The 18,191-nt window shown below is 52.1% G+C and carries 20 protein-coding genes; 15 read left to right on the forward strand and 5 right to left on the reverse strand.

The features are described 5' to 3' along the window. Window positions 1-19: 19 nt before the first annotated feature. From FH871_RS03030 to FH871_RS03040, 3 genes are all read left to right on the forward strand, one after another. Window positions 20-469: a SufE family protein gene (locus tag FH871_RS03030; protein WP_138990242.1), complete on the forward strand. Its 450-nt coding sequence runs from the start codon at window positions 20-22 to the stop codon at window positions 467-469. 11 nt (window positions 470-480) lie between these two features. Beyond that, on the forward strand, window positions 481-792 hold the full coding sequence (locus FH871_RS03035; RefSeq protein WP_138989839.1) for a DUF59 domain-containing protein: 312 nt from the start codon (window positions 481-483) through the stop codon (window positions 790-792). Between the two features lie 171 nt (window positions 793-963). Next, window positions 964-1,389 (forward strand): BrxA/BrxB family bacilliredoxin, encoded by a 426-nt coding sequence (locus FH871_RS03040; RefSeq protein WP_114404197.1) that lies wholly within the window; start codon window positions 964-966, stop codon window positions 1,387-1,389. 105 nt (window positions 1,390-1,494) lie between these two features. Here FH871_RS03040 and FH871_RS03045 read toward each other — a convergent pair whose 3' ends face one another. Beyond that, a complete protein-coding gene (locus FH871_RS03045; RefSeq protein ID WP_138989840.1) occupies window positions 1,495-2,688 on the reverse strand; it encodes a dipeptidase in 1,194 nt (397 codons plus the stop codon). Window positions 2,689-2,837: 149 nt separating this feature from the next. Here FH871_RS03045 and FH871_RS03050 point away from each other — a divergent pair, with 149 nt between their 5' ends. Next, window positions 2,838-3,590 (forward strand): SDR family NAD(P)-dependent oxidoreductase, encoded by a 753-nt coding sequence (locus FH871_RS03050; protein WP_138989841.1) that lies wholly within the window; start codon window positions 2,838-2,840, stop codon window positions 3,588-3,590. A gap of 142 nt (window positions 3,591-3,732) precedes the next feature. Here FH871_RS03050 and FH871_RS03055 read toward each other — a convergent pair whose 3' ends face one another. Continuing rightward, entirely contained in the window at window positions 3,733-4,224 is a 492-nt protein-coding gene (locus tag FH871_RS03055) for a PaaI family thioesterase (RefSeq protein ID WP_138989842.1), read from the reverse strand. 65 nt (window positions 4,225-4,289) lie between these two features. Beyond that, window positions 4,290-5,207 (reverse strand): phosphatase, encoded by a 918-nt coding sequence (locus FH871_RS03060; RefSeq protein ID WP_138989843.1) that lies wholly within the window; start codon window positions 5,205-5,207, stop codon window positions 4,290-4,292. 210 nt (window positions 5,208-5,417) lie between these two features. On the opposite strand from FH871_RS03060, the gene rpsU reads away from it, so the two are divergent. From rpsU to FH871_RS03075, 3 genes are all read left to right on the forward strand, one after another. Continuing rightward, a complete protein-coding gene (gene rpsU, locus FH871_RS03065; RefSeq protein ID WP_114404259.1) occupies window positions 5,418-5,615 on the forward strand; it encodes a 30S ribosomal protein S21 in 198 nt (65 codons plus the stop codon). 100 nt (window positions 5,616-5,715) lie between these two features. Continuing rightward, a complete protein-coding gene (locus tag FH871_RS03070; RefSeq protein WP_138989844.1) occupies window positions 5,716-6,603 on the forward strand; it encodes a tyrosine-type recombinase/integrase in 888 nt (295 codons plus the stop codon). 36 nt (window positions 6,604-6,639) lie between these two features. Next, entirely contained in the window at window positions 6,640-7,392 is a 753-nt protein-coding gene (locus tag FH871_RS03075) for an EboA domain-containing protein (RefSeq protein WP_171062743.1), read from the forward strand. 632 nt (window positions 7,393-8,024) lie between these two features. On the opposite strand, the gene FH871_RS03080 is transcribed toward FH871_RS03075, so the two are convergent. Together FH871_RS03080 and FH871_RS03085 are read right to left on the reverse strand one after the other, a co-directional pair. Next, window positions 8,025-8,696 (reverse strand): porin family protein, encoded by a 672-nt coding sequence (locus FH871_RS03080; protein WP_138989845.1) that lies wholly within the window; start codon window positions 8,694-8,696, stop codon window positions 8,025-8,027. Between the two features lie 90 nt (window positions 8,697-8,786). Then, window positions 8,787-9,434: a DUF4136 domain-containing protein gene (locus FH871_RS03085; RefSeq protein WP_138989846.1), complete on the reverse strand. Its 648-nt coding sequence runs from the start codon at window positions 9,432-9,434 to the stop codon at window positions 8,787-8,789. A 199-nt stretch (window positions 9,435-9,633) separates the two neighbouring features. On the opposite strand from FH871_RS03085, the gene FH871_RS03090 reads away from it, so the two are divergent. The 8 genes from FH871_RS03090 to FH871_RS03125 all read left to right on the forward strand — a co-directional run bounded on the left by FH871_RS03090 (window position 9,634) and on the right by FH871_RS03125 (window position 18,124). Continuing rightward, window positions 9,634-10,566 carry a TatD family hydrolase gene (locus tag FH871_RS03090; protein ID WP_114404204.1) on the forward strand — a complete coding sequence of 311 codons (933 nt, stop codon included), beginning with the start codon at window positions 9,634-9,636 and terminating at the stop codon, window positions 10,564-10,566. A gap of 100 nt (window positions 10,567-10,666) precedes the next feature. Continuing rightward, entirely contained in the window at window positions 10,667-11,545 is an 879-nt protein-coding gene (gene eboC / locus FH871_RS03095; RefSeq protein WP_171062744.1) for a UbiA-like protein EboC, read from the forward strand. 88 nt (window positions 11,546-11,633) lie between these two features. Then, window positions 11,634-12,782, forward strand: coding sequence for a 3-dehydroquinate synthase (locus tag FH871_RS03100; protein WP_138989847.1), 1,149 nt, complete (start codon window positions 11,634-11,636; stop codon window positions 12,780-12,782). Continuing rightward, a complete protein-coding gene (gene eboE, locus FH871_RS03105) occupies window positions 12,779-14,017 on the forward strand; it encodes a metabolite traffic protein EboE (protein ID WP_138989848.1) in 1,239 nt (412 codons plus the stop codon). The genes FH871_RS03100 and eboE overlap by 4 nt, the downstream gene beginning before the upstream one ends. A gap of 91 nt (window positions 14,018-14,108) precedes the next feature. Then, window positions 14,109-15,503, forward strand: coding sequence for an alkaline phosphatase family protein (locus tag FH871_RS03110; RefSeq protein ID WP_138989849.1), 1,395 nt, complete (start codon window positions 14,109-14,111; stop codon window positions 15,501-15,503). 159 nt (window positions 15,504-15,662) lie between these two features. Further along, complete coding sequence (locus FH871_RS03115) at window positions 15,663-16,607, forward strand: SDR family oxidoreductase (protein ID WP_255516860.1); 945 nt, start codon at window positions 15,663-15,665, stop codon at window positions 16,605-16,607. Between the two features lie 19 nt (window positions 16,608-16,626). After that, window positions 16,627-17,487, forward strand: a complete 861-nt coding sequence (locus FH871_RS03120) for an SDR family oxidoreductase (protein WP_138989851.1) — start codon at window positions 16,627-16,629, stop codon at window positions 17,485-17,487. Between the two features lie 262 nt (window positions 17,488-17,749). Then, complete coding sequence (locus FH871_RS03125) at window positions 17,750-18,124, forward strand: HPF/RaiA family ribosome-associated protein (protein WP_138989852.1); 375 nt, start codon at window positions 17,750-17,752, stop codon at window positions 18,122-18,124. Window positions 18,125-18,191: the final 67 nt, after the last annotated feature.

Genomic DNA, 18,191 nt, shown 5'->3' on the forward strand with positions numbered 1-18,191 from the left:
GAATGGGCAGGTTATAAATATGACCATCAACGAGAAGCAGGACGAAATTATCGAAGACTTCGATCTCTTTGACGATCAGCTCGATAAGACGCAATACATCATCGACATCGGCAAGAAATTGCCGCCCATGCCGGTGCAGTTCCAGACGGATGAGAACCTGATTCGGGGCTGTCAGTCGAAAGTGTGGCTGCATTCCGAAATGCGGGGCGACACCGTCCATTTTGAAGCCGACAGCGAACCGACCGCCCAAATTAGCAAAGGGCTGGTGAGTTTATTGATCCGGATTTTGTCGAATGAAAAAGCCGAAGACATTGCCAACGCCGATTTGTATTTCATTGACCGAATTGGATTGAGTAACTTAGTAACCTCCCGGCGGGCCGGCGGACTGGCTTCCATGATTCAGCAGATGAAGCAATTTTCGGCGGCACAAGCTGGTAAAAACCGTACGGCCGAACAGCCAACGCTATAAAGCAGAAAGTCATGAATGACGAAGAACTCAAAGAACAAGTCGTAAAAGCCCTGAAAGAAGTCTATGATCCGGAAATTCCGGTAGACGTGTACGAATTGGGGTTGATCTACGAAATCAAAATATTTCCGATCAACAACGTCTACATTCTGATGACGTTGACCTCCCCCTCCTGCCCATCGGCCGGAACCATTCCGGGGGAGATCGAAGCGAAAGTCCGGAGCATCGAAGGCGTCAACGATGTGAGCGTCGAGCTGACATTCGAACCGACCTATTCCACCGAAATGATGTCGGAAGTGGCCAAGCTGGAACTGGGCTTTATGTAACTTGAACGGTTCGATGGTTACTATGGTTAATGGGTTGAAAAGGGTTGTATGGTTGCAATGGTTGGATAGCTAGCCGTACGAGACAAACCATTCAGCCATTTCTAACCATTCAACCATTACTGCCATCTAACCATTACAACCATTTACTATACACTTTAAAAACTCAATACAATGTATCCTCCACATTTAGTTGCCCCGATGAAAGACGACCTGCTAAGCGTCGGTTTCGAGGACCTGAGCACCGCCGAAAAAGTCGATGAGGCCATGGACAATGCCGAAGGCACCATGCTGGTAGTCGTCAACTCGGTCTGCGGTTGCGCGGCTGGTGCAGCCCGTCCCGGCGTTAAGGCGGCTTTAAACCTGAGCGGTATCAAACCCGACAAACTGGTGACGGTTTTTGCCGGCGTCGATTTTGAAGCCACGGCCCGGATGCGCGAGTATCTCCTGCCTTATCCGCCGTCATCACCGGCCATCGGTATTTTCAAAGATGGCGAACTGGTGCACTTTATCGAGCGCCACCACATCGAAGGACGCTCAGCGCAAATGATCGCCCAGCACCTGGAAATGGCTTTTGAAGAATTCTGCGAAAAGGCGTAAGGAAGTCATAGAATAAAGAAGAAAGACAAGGGAGTAAAGACCTGGAACCTGGCTACACCAGATTTCTGTCTCTACTCTTTTGTCTTTCTTCTTTTCTCTCAAAAACTATTGCGGCACTTTGGCCTGCCCCAGCACCCGCAGCAAATTCCCGCCCCAGATTTTGGCAATGTCCTGTTCAGAATAGCCTTTCCGTACCAGTTCCAAGGTCAGGGCTTCGATTTCGCTGACATCCTCCAGACCGTTGACGCCCCCGCCCCCATCGAAATCGCTGCCAATGCCGACATGGTCGATGCCTACCAGCCGGACAATGTAGTCGATGTGTTTGACGATGTCCGCCACGCTAGCCCGTTCATAGGCATACCGTTTCTGAATCGAATCTTCCTTCGCATCAAGACGCGTCCGCATTTCCGGGGTCACTAGCCGGCCCACACCCGACATCCGGATGGAATTCAACGCCTGACGGTGTTCGTCCGACGGTTTCCGGAGGTAATCGGTTACGAAATTCACCTGAATCACCCCGCCTTTCGCGGCTAGTGCCTGGATCATTTCGTCGGTCATATTCCGCGGAAAATTGCAAAGCGCACGCACGTTGGAGTGAGACGCAATCACCGGTGCTTTCGACAAGGCCAGCACGTCGTAAAATGATTTATCGGAAATATGGGACACATCGATCAGAATGCCGAGTCGGTTCATTTCCGGTACCACCTTTTTACCAAAATCACTCAATCCGTTGTAAAGCGGACCATCTGGATCGGTTGCGGAGTCGCAGATGGCGTTGTTGGCAAAGTGAGCGAGCGTAATGTAGCGGCAACCCAGGTCGAAATACGTCTTCAGCATTGCCAGATCTTCGCCCACCGGGTAGCCATTTTCCATACCGATAAAAACCGCCCGCTTCCCGGCTTTTTCAATCCGGTAAGCATCGGCGGGTGTCGTTGCCAGTTCGGCCTGATCGGGGTGTTTTTTCAAAGCGGCATCGATACTTTGAAAAATGGCAAGTGCCCGGGCTTTGGCCTCCGCGTGGCCTTCCGGCGTGCGAGGTCCCTGAGCCAGATAAACCGCAAAAAACATCGCATCCATCCCGCCTTCTTTCATGCGGGGAAAGTCGATCTGCGACTTGTCGCGCACCCGGTCGTGCCGCTCACCCACGTCAAAACCGTCTTTCACCATGTTGATCGGCGCATCGGCGTGGGTGTCGAGCGTCAATATACGCTGGTGAATTTTATGGGCTTTCCGCGTCAGGCGGTCGGAAGGCAGGAAAAAAACGGCAAGAAGTAGAAATAGGGAAAGAATGGGGTTCATTGACGAGTAGTCTAAATCCCAAGGTAGAAAAGAATCGCTAAATAATCGCTATTATAGCCGTTTAAAGCGTCTGAGAAGCGGAATTGGTTCGGAATGATCCTGCCTGGCTGCTTTTTCACCAACCGTTTTTTCAACAAAACAGGAATAAAATGACCCCAACCGCTCTAATCACCGGCTCCACCTCCGGCATCGGTCTTGCCATTGCGACCGCTTTCTCCAAACTGAAGTACCGACTCATTTTGTGTGGCCGACGGCAAGAACGCCTGGACGAATTACAACAGACTCTCAGCCGGGATTCAGCGTGTTACACGCTCAACTTCGACGTTCGCGACCGGGCCGCCGTTGAAACCGCTATCGCTACCCTGCCTGCCGACTGGAAAACCATCGATATTCTGATCAACAACGCCGGCAACGCGCACGGCATGGGGCCAATTCACGAAGGCGACGTGGACGACTGGGATGCGATGATCGACGGCAACGTGAAGGGCTTGCTGTATGTTACACGGGCGGTTGCGCCGGGCATGGTGGCCAACGGGCACGGTCATATCGTCAACATCAGTTCCATTGCCGGGAAACAGACCTACGCGAACGGCGGGGTCTACTGTGCTTCAAAAGCCGCCGTCGAAGCTTTGAGCGAAGGAATGCGGCTGGATTTGACCCAATACGGCATTAAAATTACCAACGTGGCCCCTGGTGCGGTCGAAACCGAGTTTTCGCTGGTTCGTTTCAAAGGCGACGAAGCGCGGGCGGCCAAGATTTACGAAGGCTTCTCCCCACTAACCGCTACGGACATTGCCGATGCCGTCGTATACGCCGTCACCGCCCCGCCCCACGTGACCATTGCCGACATGACGATTCTGGCTTCCGCCCAGGCCGCAGCAACGACGATACACAGGAAGTAATGGTTTGAAGGTTGGGATGGTTAAAGGATGGCTGAATGGCTCTGATGGATAAAAATGGTTGGGATGGTTAAGAATGGTTAAAGATAGCAGCTAGCCCTCCAACCATTCTTAACCATCCCAACCATTCAACCATCCTCCAACTTTACTTCAAAATCATACACGTCGAGGTCGCGTGGGAGTAGAGTTTGCCCTGCGCATCTTCTACCCGTGCTTCGGCCGTGGCAACACTGCGACCGACGTGGATAACGGTTCCGGTGCAGATGAGCTTACCGGTTTTGGCCGTCACGGGCCGCACCAGATTCACTTTCAGTTCAAGGGTGGTGTAGCCAACGCCAGCCGCCAGTTTGGTGTGAATGGCGCAACCCATGGCCGAATCACAGAGAGTGCTCAACAAACCGCCGTGTACTACACCAATCGGATTGTAATGGAATTCAGAGGGAATCACAGAAAAAACCGCTTTGCCGTCTTCCATGGACACCGGGTCAAAATCCAGCGTCTGACAAATGGGCGGAAGCGGGTTGATGCCATCCTGAATGCTTTGTAAATATTCCAGTCCGGACATGGTTTTGGCGGCCTGTGCGCCCTGCATGGGATCTTCCCAGTTATACGATCGTTCTCTTTCGTCTGCTGCCATTGGGTACGTAAAAAATATAGTTAATTAGTTAATTTTAAGGCATTCCCGCGTCAAAACCGTTCTTTTCAGGGTTGAAAAATACCGGCCAGAACGCCTTCTTTCAGCGAATATGTCGACACCCGGATCTGCTGAATCCCGTAGGCCCGCAGCACGTAATCGATCAGGCAGACACCCACCACAATCATATCGACGCGCAACTCGATCATGCCCGGCAGTTGCATCCGTTCTGCGTGGTTGCGGGTTAATAACAATTCATAAGACCGGTAAAATTCGCGGATCGGCAACTCAAAAGCCGTCTGGCCTTCGTCCGGCAAATGGCCTTTTTCGTGCATAAACTGCAGATCGACCAGCGTATCGAACGAACCCGACGAACCCACCAGCGCAACGGGTGCGTATTGGTGAACCGCATTCGTCAACGGCAGGAGTTGTTCCTGAAAATAGCGGTTCAGCCGATTGACCGCCGACGGACTGATCGGGTCGGTATCCATAAACCGTTCCAGCAACCGTTGCCCGCCGATTTCAAAACTTTGTTTCCAGTAGACCCGTCGCTCCGTACACAAAATAAATTCGACGCTGCCGCCACCGATGTCGATTACCAGTGCCATGTTATCATCCAGCGCGCCCGCAGCCCGCACCCCGGCATAAATATAACCCGCTTCTTCGTCGCCCGAGATGGTCCGGATGACAATCCCGGTTTCCTGCCGAATCCGTTCAAGAAACGCAGCCTGGTTTCCCGCGTTGCGGATGGCGCTGGTACCGATGGCAACGACGTCTTCGGGCAAAACCTGGTGCCCGTCAAGCACATCCCGAAAATACCGCAGAACCGTTAACGCCCGCTCGGTGGCTTCGTCGGTGATCAGGCCCTGATTGATACCGGATTTCCCAATTTTCGTCGGTCGGCTCTCGCGAAAAAGCGTCCGCCCTGCGTCCGTAATCATCAAATGGAAGGTATTGGTTCCGAGGTCAATAACGGCTTGTTTCATGGAATGGATGGTTAAATGGTTCCTGGTGGCTAAAAAGGGTTCAATGGTTAAAATGGCTGGTGTCCATTGAACCATTTTTTACCATCAATAACCATTTAACCATTCGACCATTTCGTTGTTAATCATTTCGTGCAAAACTATTGGTTTTTTCCTTCTGGAAACATACCTTTGCAATCCGTTTGGTATCAGAAAATTAACGAATTGCAGGATATGCTTATCATAAACGTCAAAGAAAACGAGTCAATTGACAAAGCCCTCAAGCGCTTTAAGAAAAAATTTGAAAAAACCGGCGTATTGCGCGCCCTGCGTTCCCGGACTGCTTTCCAGAAACCTTCGATCAAACGTCGTCAGGAAATCCTGAAAGCGGTTTACCGTGAAAAAATGTACGGCAGCAATAGTGAAGTATAGTCTGTAGTAAAAGCACCGACAACAGCATGGGTTGGCAGTAGGCATTCGCTTACTGCTTTTTTTATGGTATCTTGTTGTGTATTCCGACTCTCAACGCTCTATGGTTTCGACTTTCCTTGAACACATCCGCTACGAGAAACGCCTGAGCCATCATACCCTGACGGCGTATCGCATTGACATCGACCAGTTTCAGGCCTATCTGAAAAGCCAGTATGAGCTGGAACAACCCGAACAGGCGACCTTTCACATGATTCGTTCCTGGATTGTGAGCCTGGTCGAAAGCGGGCTGGATAAGACATCCGTCAACCGGAAAATTGCCACGCTCCGGAGTTTTTTCGGGTTTATGCTCCGCCGGAAAGCCATTGCCGCCGACCCGATGCTGAAAGTTTCGGCGCTGAAAACCAGCAAAAAAATTCCGGTTTTCGTGGAAGAAAAACCGATGGAAACCTTGCTGGACGACGTCGATTTCCCGGATGATTTCAAGGGGTTGCGCGATAAACTGGTGCTGGAACTCCTCTACGGTACCGGCATCCGGCTCGCCGAACTGGTGGGGCTGAAAACCGCCGACGTCAATCTGTACGAAAAAACCATCACGGTGTTGGGCAAACGCAACAAACACCGGATCATTCCGGTGCCGACGCCCTTGTTCACGTTGATTCAACAATACCAGCAAACGAAGGAAACGGAGTTTGGTCCCAACGCCGACCCGTTTTTTCTGATCCTGAGCGACCAGGGTGTAAAATCGTACCCGGTTCTGATTCAGCGGATTGTAAAGCGGTATCTGGGGTTGGTAACGACCCTGGAAAAGAAAAGTCCGCACGTGCTGCGCCATACTTACGCCACCCATCTGCTCAACCGGGGTGCCGATCTGAACGCCATCAAGGATTTGCTGGGCCATAGCAGCCTGGCCGCGACGCAGATCTATACGCACACGACGATCGATAAATTGAAGAAAGCGTATAATCAGGCCCACCCAAAGGCCGGGTAAGTTGGCAGTCGTCAATCTGCTTACTACTTTTACGGCATGAATTCGCCAGCACTTTCCGACACCCTCCTCGACCTGATCCGGCAGCAACCCGACGCCGAAAAAGCCGTTGCGTACCTGACCCAACAAGCCGACGCCTACCGCAACCAACCCACCACTGCGGTTTTCTACCGCGTTTTTACCGCCATTCCGCGGTTTGTCGGTAAACAATCCATTCGCGTTTCGCCCGACCAAGCGCAGGAAATCCAGTCTTTACGGAATGGTTTTACCGTCGAAAGCTGGTCGCTCGACCGGCTGGCACGCGTGTGGTGGCTGCTCCAATTGCCTGCCAATGATCCGGCGGTATATTTCAGCACCATCGAAAACCTGTTCAAAGCCGCTGAAATGAACGAACTGGCAGCTTTGTATTCGGCCATTCCGGTCCTCCGGTTTCCTGAACACTGGCGGTTTCAAGCTACTGAGGGCGTTCGAAGTAACATGAGTCCGGTGCAGGATGCGCTCATGCTCCAGAATCCGTATCCGGCCGAACAACTGGACGAACCCGCCTGGAACCAACTGGTCATGAAGGCTTTCTTCTGCGACAAACCGGTCGAGGAAATTCTCGGTTTTGAAGAACGCACCAATGAAACGCTGGCACGCATCGCCGTCGACTACGCCCACGAGCGTCGGGCGGCCGGACGCACCATTCCCCCGCAACTCTGGACGCTGGTAAAACCGTTTGTAACCGAAGCCAACCGGGCCGAACTGGAAAGTTTGTTACGTACCCACGGATCGGCTGGCGATCTTGTTTAGCCTTCAATGGGTCATCCCTACGGGATTTTTTCACCCAATCCCGCCTATTTCAGTGGGTTAAAACCCACCGCTACAAAATGAATCATCCCTACGGGATTGTTGGCCTAAACAATCTGTAGGGATAGCCCATTTTGTAGCCCCCGTTTTTAACCGGGAAGGATGCAACATGACAAATCAGCAATCCCATAGGGATGATCCATTTTGTAGCCCCCGTTTTTAACCGGGAAGGATGCAACATGACAAATCAGCAATCCCATAGGGATGATCCATTTTGTAGCCCCCGTTTTTAACCGGGAAGGATGCAACATGACAAATCAGCAATCCCGTAGGGATGACCCATTTTGTAGCCCCCGTTTTTAACCGAAAAGGATGCAACATGGCAAACCAGCAATCCCGTAGGGATGATCCATTTTGTAGCCCCCGGTTTTAACCGGGAGGGCAGGAGGCAACATGACAAATCAGCAATCCCGTAGGGATGACCCATTTTGTAGCCCCCGTTTTTAACCGGGAAGGATGCAACATGACAAATCAGCAATCCCGTAGGGATGACCCATTTTGTAGGGATGACCCATTTTGTAGGGATGACCGATTGAAAGCCAATAAAGGGGTGATTCCCGAAATCCGGATTTAGCTTACAACCAGCGATACGATAACCCGACTGAAAACAGCAAATTTGTGCTGTTTTTCAACTCGTTGTAGTTAAAGAAAACGTGCTGGTACTGCGCCTGGATTTCTCCGCCAAGGTTATTGTTTTTTCCAAACTGAAACTTGGCGCCAATGGCCGGTGCCACCGCGCCCCGAACACCGGTTTTCTGATCCACCAGCGTGCCGTAATACCGGGCATAGTCGACGTAAGCACCACCGGCACCCAATTGTACATACGGTCGGAAAACCGAGTTGATGTCGTTCAGGTATACCGAGCCAATCGCTAGCAGCGGAATGGTCGTCAGCGCCCGGGTTTGCACCGCCGAGATATCTGTTCCGTCTTCAAACGAAAAAACCTGACGCGGCAACCGCTCCGAAACGTATTGCTGACCAATGCGTGCCCCGACCGAAAACCGACCCGGAAACATCGCTTCGACGGCAACGGCAAAATTGCGGTTTCCCACCTTGTCGATGAAGTTCTGCTGGCTACCCTGGGGCAGTCCAACCCCGTAGAACACTGTAGCCCGGCCCGAGACAAACCGCTCGTAGAGTGTTTTATTAAACTCGATGTCCCGCTCTTTTTGTTCCTGATCTGTCTGCGCCACTGCTCCCATGGCCCAGAGGATGCCGAATAGACTCCATATGATTTTCGTATTCATGGCTGTTTTTTTGATGAAAGAGGATAGACAAGAGATGAAAGATGGGATCGCCCTGATTGTCTTTTCTCTCTTGTCTGTCCTCTATTGTCTTTACTGATTAGCCCGCAGATAAGCTGATTGGTCGAACACTTTGGTAATGATGGAATCGACCGAAGTCGCATCAAAAATACCGGTGCCACGAATCTGGGCCTGCCAGATGACGTTCAACTCCTGACTGGCGGTATTTGCATTCTTCAAATCGATCAGTTGAATCAGCCAGTAGGTGTCGCTTACCTCGTAGAACGAATAATAATTGGGGTAATAGGGGTTGAAGCCCCCAAAACCGCCCAAACCGCCGTAGCCCCAGTAATCGAGGTAATAAGGCGAAAAGGGCATGGAGTTAACTCCTACATAACTGTTGTTGACCCGCATCACGGAAACCCCCAGATCGGAGTTGGTGCTCCGGTTCACCCGCTGATAACCACGGCTGGTGAGCGTTTGGGCCAAACGATCCAGAAACGGTTGCTCAATTCCCGTCATGGAAAGTTGCTGCTGATCATTACTGACTTCCACCACCGAATCCGGCAGACTAAACGTTCTATAATTGGCAAAATTGACCGAACGATCATGATTGGTAATAAAAACCTGGCTCTCTTCGGGCGACAGGTTGTCGAGTGGGTCGGGTCGGCAGGAACTGACTCCACTTCCTATGCCTCCACAAACGCCTACCCACAGCAGAATCCGAACGATAGTTTTCATAAGTTACTGAATTTACCTTTTACTTAATTAACGATAAACGCACCGCATCTATTTAACGAAATGGAGAAAGCTTCGGTTTTTAATAGTATTCTAATGGCTCAAAACCGGTTTTCAGAGCATCGGAATCAGAATCGTTCTCCCGGTCGCTTGCAACTGGATGACTACCCAACTAACTTTGCTTTTTAAAGCCGACACACGCATGAGTTTTTTAGATACAGTACGCGGGATGAAGTTTTTTGACATGCACGTCCACATGACCTCCCGCACCACGGACGACTACCAGGCGATGGCCGACGCCGGGATTGTGGCCGTGATCGAACCGGCCTTCTGGCTCGGGCAGCCGCGCACGGGCGTCGATTCGTTCCGCGATTATTTTGCCAGCCTTGTGGGTTGGGAGCGGTTTCGGGCGTCGCAATTTGGCATCCGGCATTACTGCACCATTGGTTTGAACTCCAAGGAAGCCAACAACGAGGCCCTGGCCGAGCAGGTGATGGAAATTCTCCCGCTGTTTATTTACAAGGAAGGCGTTGTCGGCGTAGGGGAAATTGGTTTCGACGACCAGACGCCCGCCGAAGAAAAATACTACCGCGCGCAACTGGATCTGGCCAAAGAAGCCGGTTTGCCCGTTCAGATTCACACGCCCCACCGCGACAAAAAACAGGGCACCAGCCGCAGCATGGACATTGCCCTCGAACACGGCCTGGACCCCGGCATGGTGATTGTCGATCACAACAACGAAGAAACCGTCAAGGAAGTCCTGGATCGCGGATTCTGGGCTGGTTTTACGATTTATCCGTTCACCAAGATGGGCAATGAGCGCATGGTGGAAGTGGTGAAACAATACGGCCCGGAACGCATCATGATCAACTCGGCGGCCGACTGGGGCATCAGTGATCCCCTGGCATTGCCGAAAACCGCAGCCCTGATGAAAGAACGCGGTATTTCCGACGAAACCATCCGTCTGGTCACCTTCGAAAACGCTGTGACGGCTTTTGCCCAAAGTGGCCAGATCAGCCTCGCCGACTTCGAACAACCCATCGACATCGACCAGAGCCAGCGGTACAATGGCAGTTCGGTTTTGCGCGGAGGACAAGCGCCGAGGGTGGATAAATCATCAACGATTATTAAGTAAAAAATAATGAATATTGAATATCGAATGGCGAATAACGAAGGTTGATGACATCCATTAGACTTCAGTATTCGTTATTCAATATTCAATATTCGATATTCCCTTGAACATACTCCCGCTTCTTCGCCTAACCCGCCCTGCCAACCTCATTACGTCTGTTGCCGATGTCATGGCGGGAATGGCCATTGCCGGCTATTACCTCATTCCTGATGCCGATCCGGTGCCGGTGGGCTGGCTTTGCCTGTCGACGGTCGGTCTGTATGGTGGGGGCGTGGTGTTCAATGATGTTTTCGATGCCGAACTCGATGCCATCGAGCGACCGGAACGGCCCATTCCGAGCGGGCAGGTGAGTCTGGGACAGGCAACTTTACTGGGAAGTGTATTATTGCTGATCGGTATCGTGGCGGCCTGGATGGTGAACCCAACGGCGGGGTGGCTGGCGGTGGCGATTAGCGTGGCATCGCTGGTTTACGACAAGTTTGGAAAACACAATGCCATCATCGGACCACTGAATATGGGCCTGTGCCGGGGGCTGAATCTGGTGCTGGGTATCAGTATTCTGCCCGATCAGGTGCCGCTCTGGGCGTCACTGGGCGTGATACCGATTGTCTACATTGCCGCCATTACGATGATCAGCCGGGGCGAGGTGCATGGTGGAAAACCCATGGTTCTCAGGGTGGCCGGTTTGCTGTATGGACTCGTGATCGGCTGCATCGGTGCGATTGCCCAGCAGCAAAACCAATTAGGAACGGCCATTCCGTTTCTTTTACTGTTTGGTTTCTTCATTTTTCCGCCCCTCTGGCAAGCCATTCGCGAACCAACGGGCCGAAACATCGGTATGGCGGTTAAATCGGGGGTGTTGTCGCTGATTGTGATGAATGCCGCGTGGGTGGCCGCTTTTGCTTCGTTTCCGCTGGCAATGCTTGTTGTCTGTCTGCTCCCATTGTCGCGGCTGCTGGCCAAAGTATTTGCGGTGACGTAACCGAACGGTTCCGGCCAAACTCTTGTTTTAAAGAATAAACCGTTGGTTTTAAGTACCTATACATTCTATTAACTTAGTGTTCCAAGGAATGAATACCCTTCACCAGTCATTCAGCGTTCAGTTTACCTACGACGTTTACTTTTCCGACCGTTTGTTCGAAAGTACCAATCTCACCTTACTTGAATTCCTGAAAAAACGCCATTCGGAAGGATTCCGCAAAAAACTGTTCTTCATTCTGGATGAAGGCGTTGTAAACAGCCATCCCGCTTTACCGGAACAAATTAAAGCGTATTTTGCCCATGTCCCGATTGTCGATCTCATCCCTGACCTACTGGTTATTCCGGGCGGTGAAGGTGCTAAAAACGATCCGGAACTGGTCGATCAACTCATCGAGGCCGTGGATCGCTACGGCATCGACCGGCATTCCTACGTGATTGCCATCGGGGGCGGTTCGGTGCTCGATCTGGTGGGCTACGTGGCCGCCATCTCGCACCGGGGCATCCGCCACATCCGGATTCCGACAACGGTTCTGTCGCAAAACGATTCGGGCATCGGTGTCAAAAACGGCGTTAATTACCGGGGAAAAAAGAACTTCCTGGGTTCGTTTGCCCCACCGGTTGCGGTTTTCAACGACGCGGAATTTCTGAAAACCCTCGACGACCGCGACTGGCGGGCGGGCATTTCGGAAGCCATCAAAGTCGCCCTGATCAAGGACCAACCGTTTTTTGAATGGCTGGAAACGAACGCCGAAAAACTGGCCGCCCGCGATCTGGACGCCATGCAATACCTGATTCACCGCTGCGCCGAGTTACACCTCGACCACATTGCCAGTGGTGACCCCTTCGAAATGGGCTCCTCACGTCCGCTGGATTTTGGCCACTGGAGTGCGCACAAACTTGAACAACTTACTGACTTTGAAATTCGTCATGGCGAAGCCGTTGCCATTGGCATTGCCCTCGACAGCCTGTATTCGCAACGACTGGGCTGGCTCAGCGAAGCCGACACCCACCGCATTCTGAATCTGGAACGCACCCTCGGTTTTACGTTATTCCACCCCGCTCTCGACGGCGACGGTTTACTAAAAGGGCTGAATGAGTTCCGGGAACACCTCGGCGGTCAACTGACGATCATGCTGCTGAAAGCCATTGGCAAAGGCGTGGAAGTCCACGAAATGGATACGGAGCTGATTCGCGAAGCGATCGGTATTTTAAAAGAAAACGAAATTCAGCCCGCATGAAAACCCCGCTGGGACATCTCGGTTATTGCACGAACATTCACGCCGGTGAGCATTGGGCGGATCATTTTATCGCGCTGCAACACGCCATTCCGACCATTAAAAAAAAGCTTTCGCCCGATGCCCCCTTCGGCATCGGCCTGCGATTGTCCAACATCGCCAGCCTAGAACTCACGCAGCCCGAGCGACTGAAGGAGTTTCAGAACTGGCTGACCGACAACGACTGCTACGTTTTTACAATGAACGGCTTTCCGTACGGCGGTTTTCACAATACCCGCGTCAAAGACCAGGTTCACGCCCCCGACTGGCGAACGCCCGAACGGGTCGACTATACCATCCGGCTTTTTCATTTGCTGACGGCACTGCTACCGATCCATATGGCGGGCGGTATTACGGAAGCCGGGATTTCTACCTCGCCCCTCTCCTACCGCTACTGGTTTCAATGGAACAACCGGGATGAACGCGATCTGGCGTTCGAAGCTACCACGCAACGGCTGATGACGGTCGTGGAAGAGCTGGTTCGGATCAAACAGGCCGAAGGCATCAGTCTTCACCTCGACCTCGAACCCGAACCCGACGGTTTGCTGGAAACCGGCGACGAGTTTATCGAATGGTTCAACCTGTATCTGTTGCCCATTGGCCTCGAACGGCTCAACGATGAGTTTGGTCTATCGGCGGGTGAAGCGGAAGCGGCTCTGCGCGAACACGTGCAGTTGTGCTACGATGTTTGCCATTTTGCGGTCGGCTACGAACGCCCGGACGAGGTGCTGAAAAAGCTGAAAGAGAATGACCTGAAGGTGGGCAAAATTCAGATCAGCGCGGCTTTGAAAGCCACTTTTCCGGTGGAAGAAAACAGCCGGGCAGCAGTTCTGGACCAGTTCCGACAGTTCAATGAGCCCACGTATCTGCATCAGGTCGTGGCGCGGGATGTGAACGGTGACTTGCTCCGGTTCCCGGATTTACCCGAAGCGCTGCTGGCCTTTGATGAAAGTCACGTCGAATGGCGGTCGCATTTCCACGTTCCGCTTTTTGTGGCCGATTACGGTTTGCTGCAATCGACGCAGGACGACATTTCAGAAGTGCTTCGTTTACAGAAAGAAAACCCGTTTACGGAGCAACTGGAAGTCGAAACCTATACGTGGGAGGTGTTGCCCGAGGATATGAAGCTGCGGTTGAATGATTCGATTGGGCGGGAACTCTTCTGGGTGTTGAATAAAATAAATAATATCGAATCATGAATATTGAATAACGAATATCGAAGTTCAGAAGCGTGCGAGCCACTTCGTTATTCAAGATTCGCCATTCTATATTCGTTATTCCCCGATTTTTATGAAAAAAACCGTAGTAATCGACGTGGTGGGCTTATCAGCCGCTTTGATTGGTGAACATACCCCCTTCCTGAAACAGTGGGTAGCCGAAAAGCAGCTTTCCAGCATCGAGCCGATGTTGCCCGCCGTCACGACCTCGGTGCAATCGACCTACGTAACAGGAAAATGGCCCACCGAAACCGGGATCGTCGGCAACGGCTGGTATGACCGCACCGAATGTGAAGTCAAATTCTGGAAGCAGTCGAACAAACTGGTTGGTGGCGAAAAAATCTGGGAACGCGCCCGGCAACTCGATCCGTCGTTTACGGTTTCCAAAATGTTCTGGTGGTACAACATGTATTCGTCCGCCGACTTTTCGGTAACGCCCCGCCCGCAATACCACGCCGACGGTGTCAAAGCGCCTGACTGTTACAGCCAGCCTGCCGACCTGCGCGACCGGCTCCAGGAAGCGCTCGGCACGTTTCCGCTGTTCAGTTTCTGGGGGCCCAATGCCAACATCAAATCGACCCGCTGGATTGCCGATGCGTCGTTGCTCGTCGACCGCTGGCACAACCCGACCCTGACGCTCATTTACCTGCCGCACCTGGATTACTGCCTACAAAAGTTTGGACAGGATTTCAGCAAAATCTCGAAGGAATTGCAAGAAATCGATGACGTTTGCAAGGATCTGATTCAGCATTACGAACGGCAAAACGCGGAAATCATCCTTCTGTCGGAATACGGAATCACGAACGTCAGCCAGCCGATTCACCTGAACCGCCTGTTGCGGGAAGCCGGGCTGATTCAGGTTCGGGTCGAACAAGGGCTGGAATTGCTCGATGCAGGCGCGTCACGGGCTTTTGCCGTGGCCGACCATCAGATTGCCCACGTCTACATCAACGACCCGTCCTGTGCCGCGCAGGTGCGTTTGATTCTGGAAAAAACACCGGGTGTGGAACTGGTGCTGGATGAAGCCGGGAAAAGGAAATACCATATCGAACACGAACGGGCGGGCGATTTTGTCGTCATGGCCGATGCCAAAAGCTGGTTCACGTATTACTATTGGACGGACGACGCCAAAGCCCCGGATTACGCCCGGCTGGTCGACATTCACCGGAAACCGGGGTACGATCCGGTCGAGATGTTTATGGACCCGGCCAATCCGATGATCAAACTCAAAGCCGGGTATAAACTGATCCGCAAAAAGCTCGGCTTCCGGTATTTGATGAACGTCATTCCGCTGGATGCCACACTGATCAAAGGTTCGCACGGGCGGGTGGGCACCCAACCCGCCGATCACCCGGTTTTTGTGTCGACGCGTCCGGGTCAGGCGAGCGCAAAACCGATACCAGCCATTGACGTTTACGATAAAATCTGGGAAGCCCTGACGACGGAAATACCCCGGAAGACGACCTGATACAGAACACCTTATCAAAAAAAAGCCGACGGTTTCCGAACTGTCGGCTTTTTTTATAGTCCGTTCGATAATAGAATCCAGTCAAAAGCCCGGGGATTGTGTTGTTGAGTCAGGAGACAAAAGAGGTGAGATGCGAGAGTAGTGACGTGGGGAATTCCGATGAACTCATCAAGTGTTGTCTTTCTTCTCTCATCTCACCTTGATCATCTACCCACACTTTCTGATTTACTCAACAACGCAAGAAACGGTATGGAAACTAAAATTCCACCCCAGCACCAGGCTGTCCAGCCCGGTCTGGAAAGTGAACTCAATCCGCAGCCGAAAGTGATTCGGTACACCTACGTCGGGTCGGGGAAATTGCAAGACAAAGTGGCGTTGATTACGGGGGGAGACAGCGGAATTGGTCGGGCCGTCGCCGTCCATTTCGCCCGGGAGGGGGCCGACGTGGCCATTGCCTACACGCAGCGCGAAGAAGGTGACGCGCAAAAAACCCGGGATCTGGTGAAAGCCGAGGGGCGGCAATGCCTGCTTATACCCGGCGATCTGCGTGATCCGTCCTATTGCGAACAACTGGTCGAAGATACCGTCCGGCGGTTTGGCAAGCTCAACATTCTGGTGAATAATGCCGCCCTGCAACTCCAGCACAAGCGGTTTGAAGACATGACCGACGACGATCTGGTCAACACCTTCGAAATCAATATCTACTCGTTTTTTCGGGTCACCCGGGCTGCGGTAAAACACCTGCACGAAGGCGACAGCATCATCAACACGACATCTGTAACGGCTTTTCAGGGCCGCGCCGATTTGCCGGAATATTCAGCCACGAAAGGCGCGATCATGAGTTTTACCCGCGCGTTGTCGTCCAACCTGGCGAAGAAGAAAATCCGGGTGAATGGTGTGGCCCCCGGCCCCATCTGGACGCCCCTGAATCCGGCCTCGGTTCCGGCGGAGGAAGTCGCCCAGTTTGGCAAAGATGTACCGATGAAACGCCCCGGCCAACCCAGTGAAGTGGCACCGGCGTATGTCTATCTGGCGTCGAACGATGCCAGTTATGTCACCGGTCAAACGATCCACCCCAACGGCGGAACGATCATAAATGCCTGACCCAAAAATTTTTACAGCCATGAATCTGGAACTAGAAACACCACCCCAGCACCAGGAAGCACAACCGGGTCTGGAAAACGAAATGCATCCGCAGCCAATTTACATCCAGGATTCGTATGTCGGCACGGGAAAGCTGGAGAATAAAGTTGCCCTCATAACGGGGGGCGACAGCGGAATTGGCCGGGCCGTTGCCGTGCATTTTGCGCGCGAAGGTGCCGACCTCGCCATTGTTCATCATCCGCGCGAAGAGGAAGACGCCCAAAAGACCAAATCACTGGTCGAAGCCGAAGGACGTCGCTGTTTATTAATCGCCGGCGACCTCCGAAATTCGTCATTTATCAGACAGCTAGTGGATCGGGTCATCGGCGAATACCACCACATTAATATCCTGGTGAATAACGCAGCCAACCACGTCGAACAACACGAATTTACCGACATTACGGATCAGCAACTGACCGACACGTTTGAACTCAACATCCTGGCGATTTTCCGGCTGACCAAACTGGCGTTGCCCTATATGAATGCCTACGACTGCATCATCAATACCACCTCTGTGGTGTCGTACCGGGGCAGCAAGGCACTGATCGATTACGCGTCTACGAAAGGGGCCGTAACGGCTTTTACGCGGTCTTTATCGCAACATTTGGTAGAACGGAATATCCGGGTCAACGCAGTAGCTCCCGGCCCCATCTGGACCCCTCTGATCGTTTCAACCAAAACGGAAGAGGAAGTCTCCAAATTTGGCAAAGACACCCCCCTGGAGCGGGTCGGGCAACCAGCAGAAGTGGCTCCGGCCTTCGTTTTTCTGGCTTCTGAAGATGCTTCTTACCTCACCGGGCAGGTCATGCACGTCAACGGTGGGGAAGTAGTCAACTCCTGACCGATTATAAAAGTTGCCTGAAAGGGGCTGATTACCCCGGTTTTCCAGACGGCGTAATTAGACAATAAAAAGAATCTTTACGCCGGTCGGATTGGGGGTTGGTATGATAAGTGTTGGTTGTGAGTCCTGAAGTAGCATTCGTACAGTTTCGGGCAATATACTGAGTTGGATATTTCTGTCAGCCTATTGACTCTGTCAAATGGTTTTCCAAACTTAGGTAGTCCGTGGGTTCTTTGTTTAACTTTTAAACCATGTGACACGTATGAGAATTCAAATTCATTGCGTCCATTTTACAGCAGACCAAAAGTTGCTGGACTTCATTCAGAAGAAGCTTGACAAATTAGAAACCTTCAACGACCGGATTATCAGCGGTGAAGTGTATTTGAGGTTAGAGGGAAGCGATACCAACAAAGTCAAACAGAAAATTTTCGAGGTTAAACTGTTTTTGCCCGGCGACTCCATTTTTGTCCGCCAGCAGGGTACCACGTTCGAGGAAGCAACCGATGTGGTGATCGATACGCTCAAAAACAAGTTGAAACGCCATAAAGATAAACAGCGAAGTATTTCCGCCCAGCAAATCAATGAGTCGACCGACCTCGTTGAAGCGGACACCGTCAACGAAGACATCGAATATTAACCGATACATTTCAACGAAAAAAGCCGCCCCGAAAAGGCGGCTTTTTTCCTATGTACTCACGGAATTT

Source organism: Larkinella sp. C7, from assembly GCF_006149005.1.
Lineage (GTDB): Bacteria > Bacteroidota > Bacteroidia > Cytophagales > Spirosomataceae > Larkinella.

Bases quoted from the DNA above. Each gene is read 5' to 3' on its own strand.
- FH871_RS03100 (WP_138989847.1), top strand. From the start codon at position 11,634: ATGAATACCCTTCACCAGTCATTCAGCGTTCAGTTTACCTACGACGTT.
- FH871_RS03030 (WP_138990242.1), top strand. From the start codon at position 20: ATGACCATCAACGAGAAGCAGGACGAAATTATCGAAGACTTCGATCTC.
- eboE (WP_138989848.1), top strand. From the start codon at position 12,779: ATGAAAACCCCGCTGGGACATCTCGGTTATTGCACGAACATTCACGCC.
- FH871_RS03125 (WP_138989852.1), top strand. From the start codon at position 17,750: ATGAGAATTCAAATTCATTGCGTCCATTTTACAGCAGACCAAAAGTTG.
- FH871_RS03110 (WP_138989849.1), top strand. From the start codon at position 14,109: ATGAAAAAAACCGTAGTAATCGACGTGGTGGGCTTATCAGCCGCTTTG.
- FH871_RS03090 (WP_114404204.1), top strand. From the start codon at position 9,634: ATGAGTTTTTTAGATACAGTACGCGGGATGAAGTTTTTTGACATGCAC.
- FH871_RS03120 (WP_138989851.1), top strand. From the start codon at position 16,627: ATGAATCTGGAACTAGAAACACCACCCCAGCACCAGGAAGCACAACCG.
- FH871_RS03045 (WP_138989840.1), bottom strand. From the start codon at position 2,688: ATGAACCCCATTCTTTCCCTATTTCTACTTCTTGCCGTTTTTTTCCTG.
- FH871_RS03055 (WP_138989842.1), bottom strand. From the start codon at position 4,224: ATGGCAGCAGACGAAAGAGAACGATCGTATAACTGGGAAGATCCCATG.
- FH871_RS03080 (WP_138989845.1), bottom strand. From the start codon at position 8,696: ATGAATACGAAAATCATATGGAGTCTATTCGGCATCCTCTGGGCCATG.
- FH871_RS03035 (WP_138989839.1), top strand. From the start codon at position 481: ATGAATGACGAAGAACTCAAAGAACAAGTCGTAAAAGCCCTGAAAGAA.
- FH871_RS03040 (WP_114404197.1), top strand. From the start codon at position 964: ATGTATCCTCCACATTTAGTTGCCCCGATGAAAGACGACCTGCTAAGC.
- FH871_RS03070 (WP_138989844.1), top strand. From the start codon at position 5,716: ATGGTTTCGACTTTCCTTGAACACATCCGCTACGAGAAACGCCTGAGC.
- FH871_RS03050 (WP_138989841.1), top strand. From the start codon at position 2,838: ATGACCCCAACCGCTCTAATCACCGGCTCCACCTCCGGCATCGGTCTT.
- FH871_RS03075 (WP_171062743.1), top strand. From the start codon at position 6,640: ATGAATTCGCCAGCACTTTCCGACACCCTCCTCGACCTGATCCGGCAG.
- FH871_RS03115 (WP_255516860.1), top strand. From the start codon at position 15,663: ATGAACTCATCAAGTGTTGTCTTTCTTCTCTCATCTCACCTTGATCAT.
- FH871_RS03085 (WP_138989846.1), bottom strand. From the start codon at position 9,434: ATGAAAACTATCGTTCGGATTCTGCTGTGGGTAGGCGTTTGTGGAGGC.
- rpsU (WP_114404259.1), top strand. From the start codon at position 5,418: ATGCTTATCATAAACGTCAAAGAAAACGAGTCAATTGACAAAGCCCTC.
- FH871_RS03060 (WP_138989843.1), bottom strand. From the start codon at position 5,207: ATGAAACAAGCCGTTATTGACCTCGGAACCAATACCTTCCATTTGATG.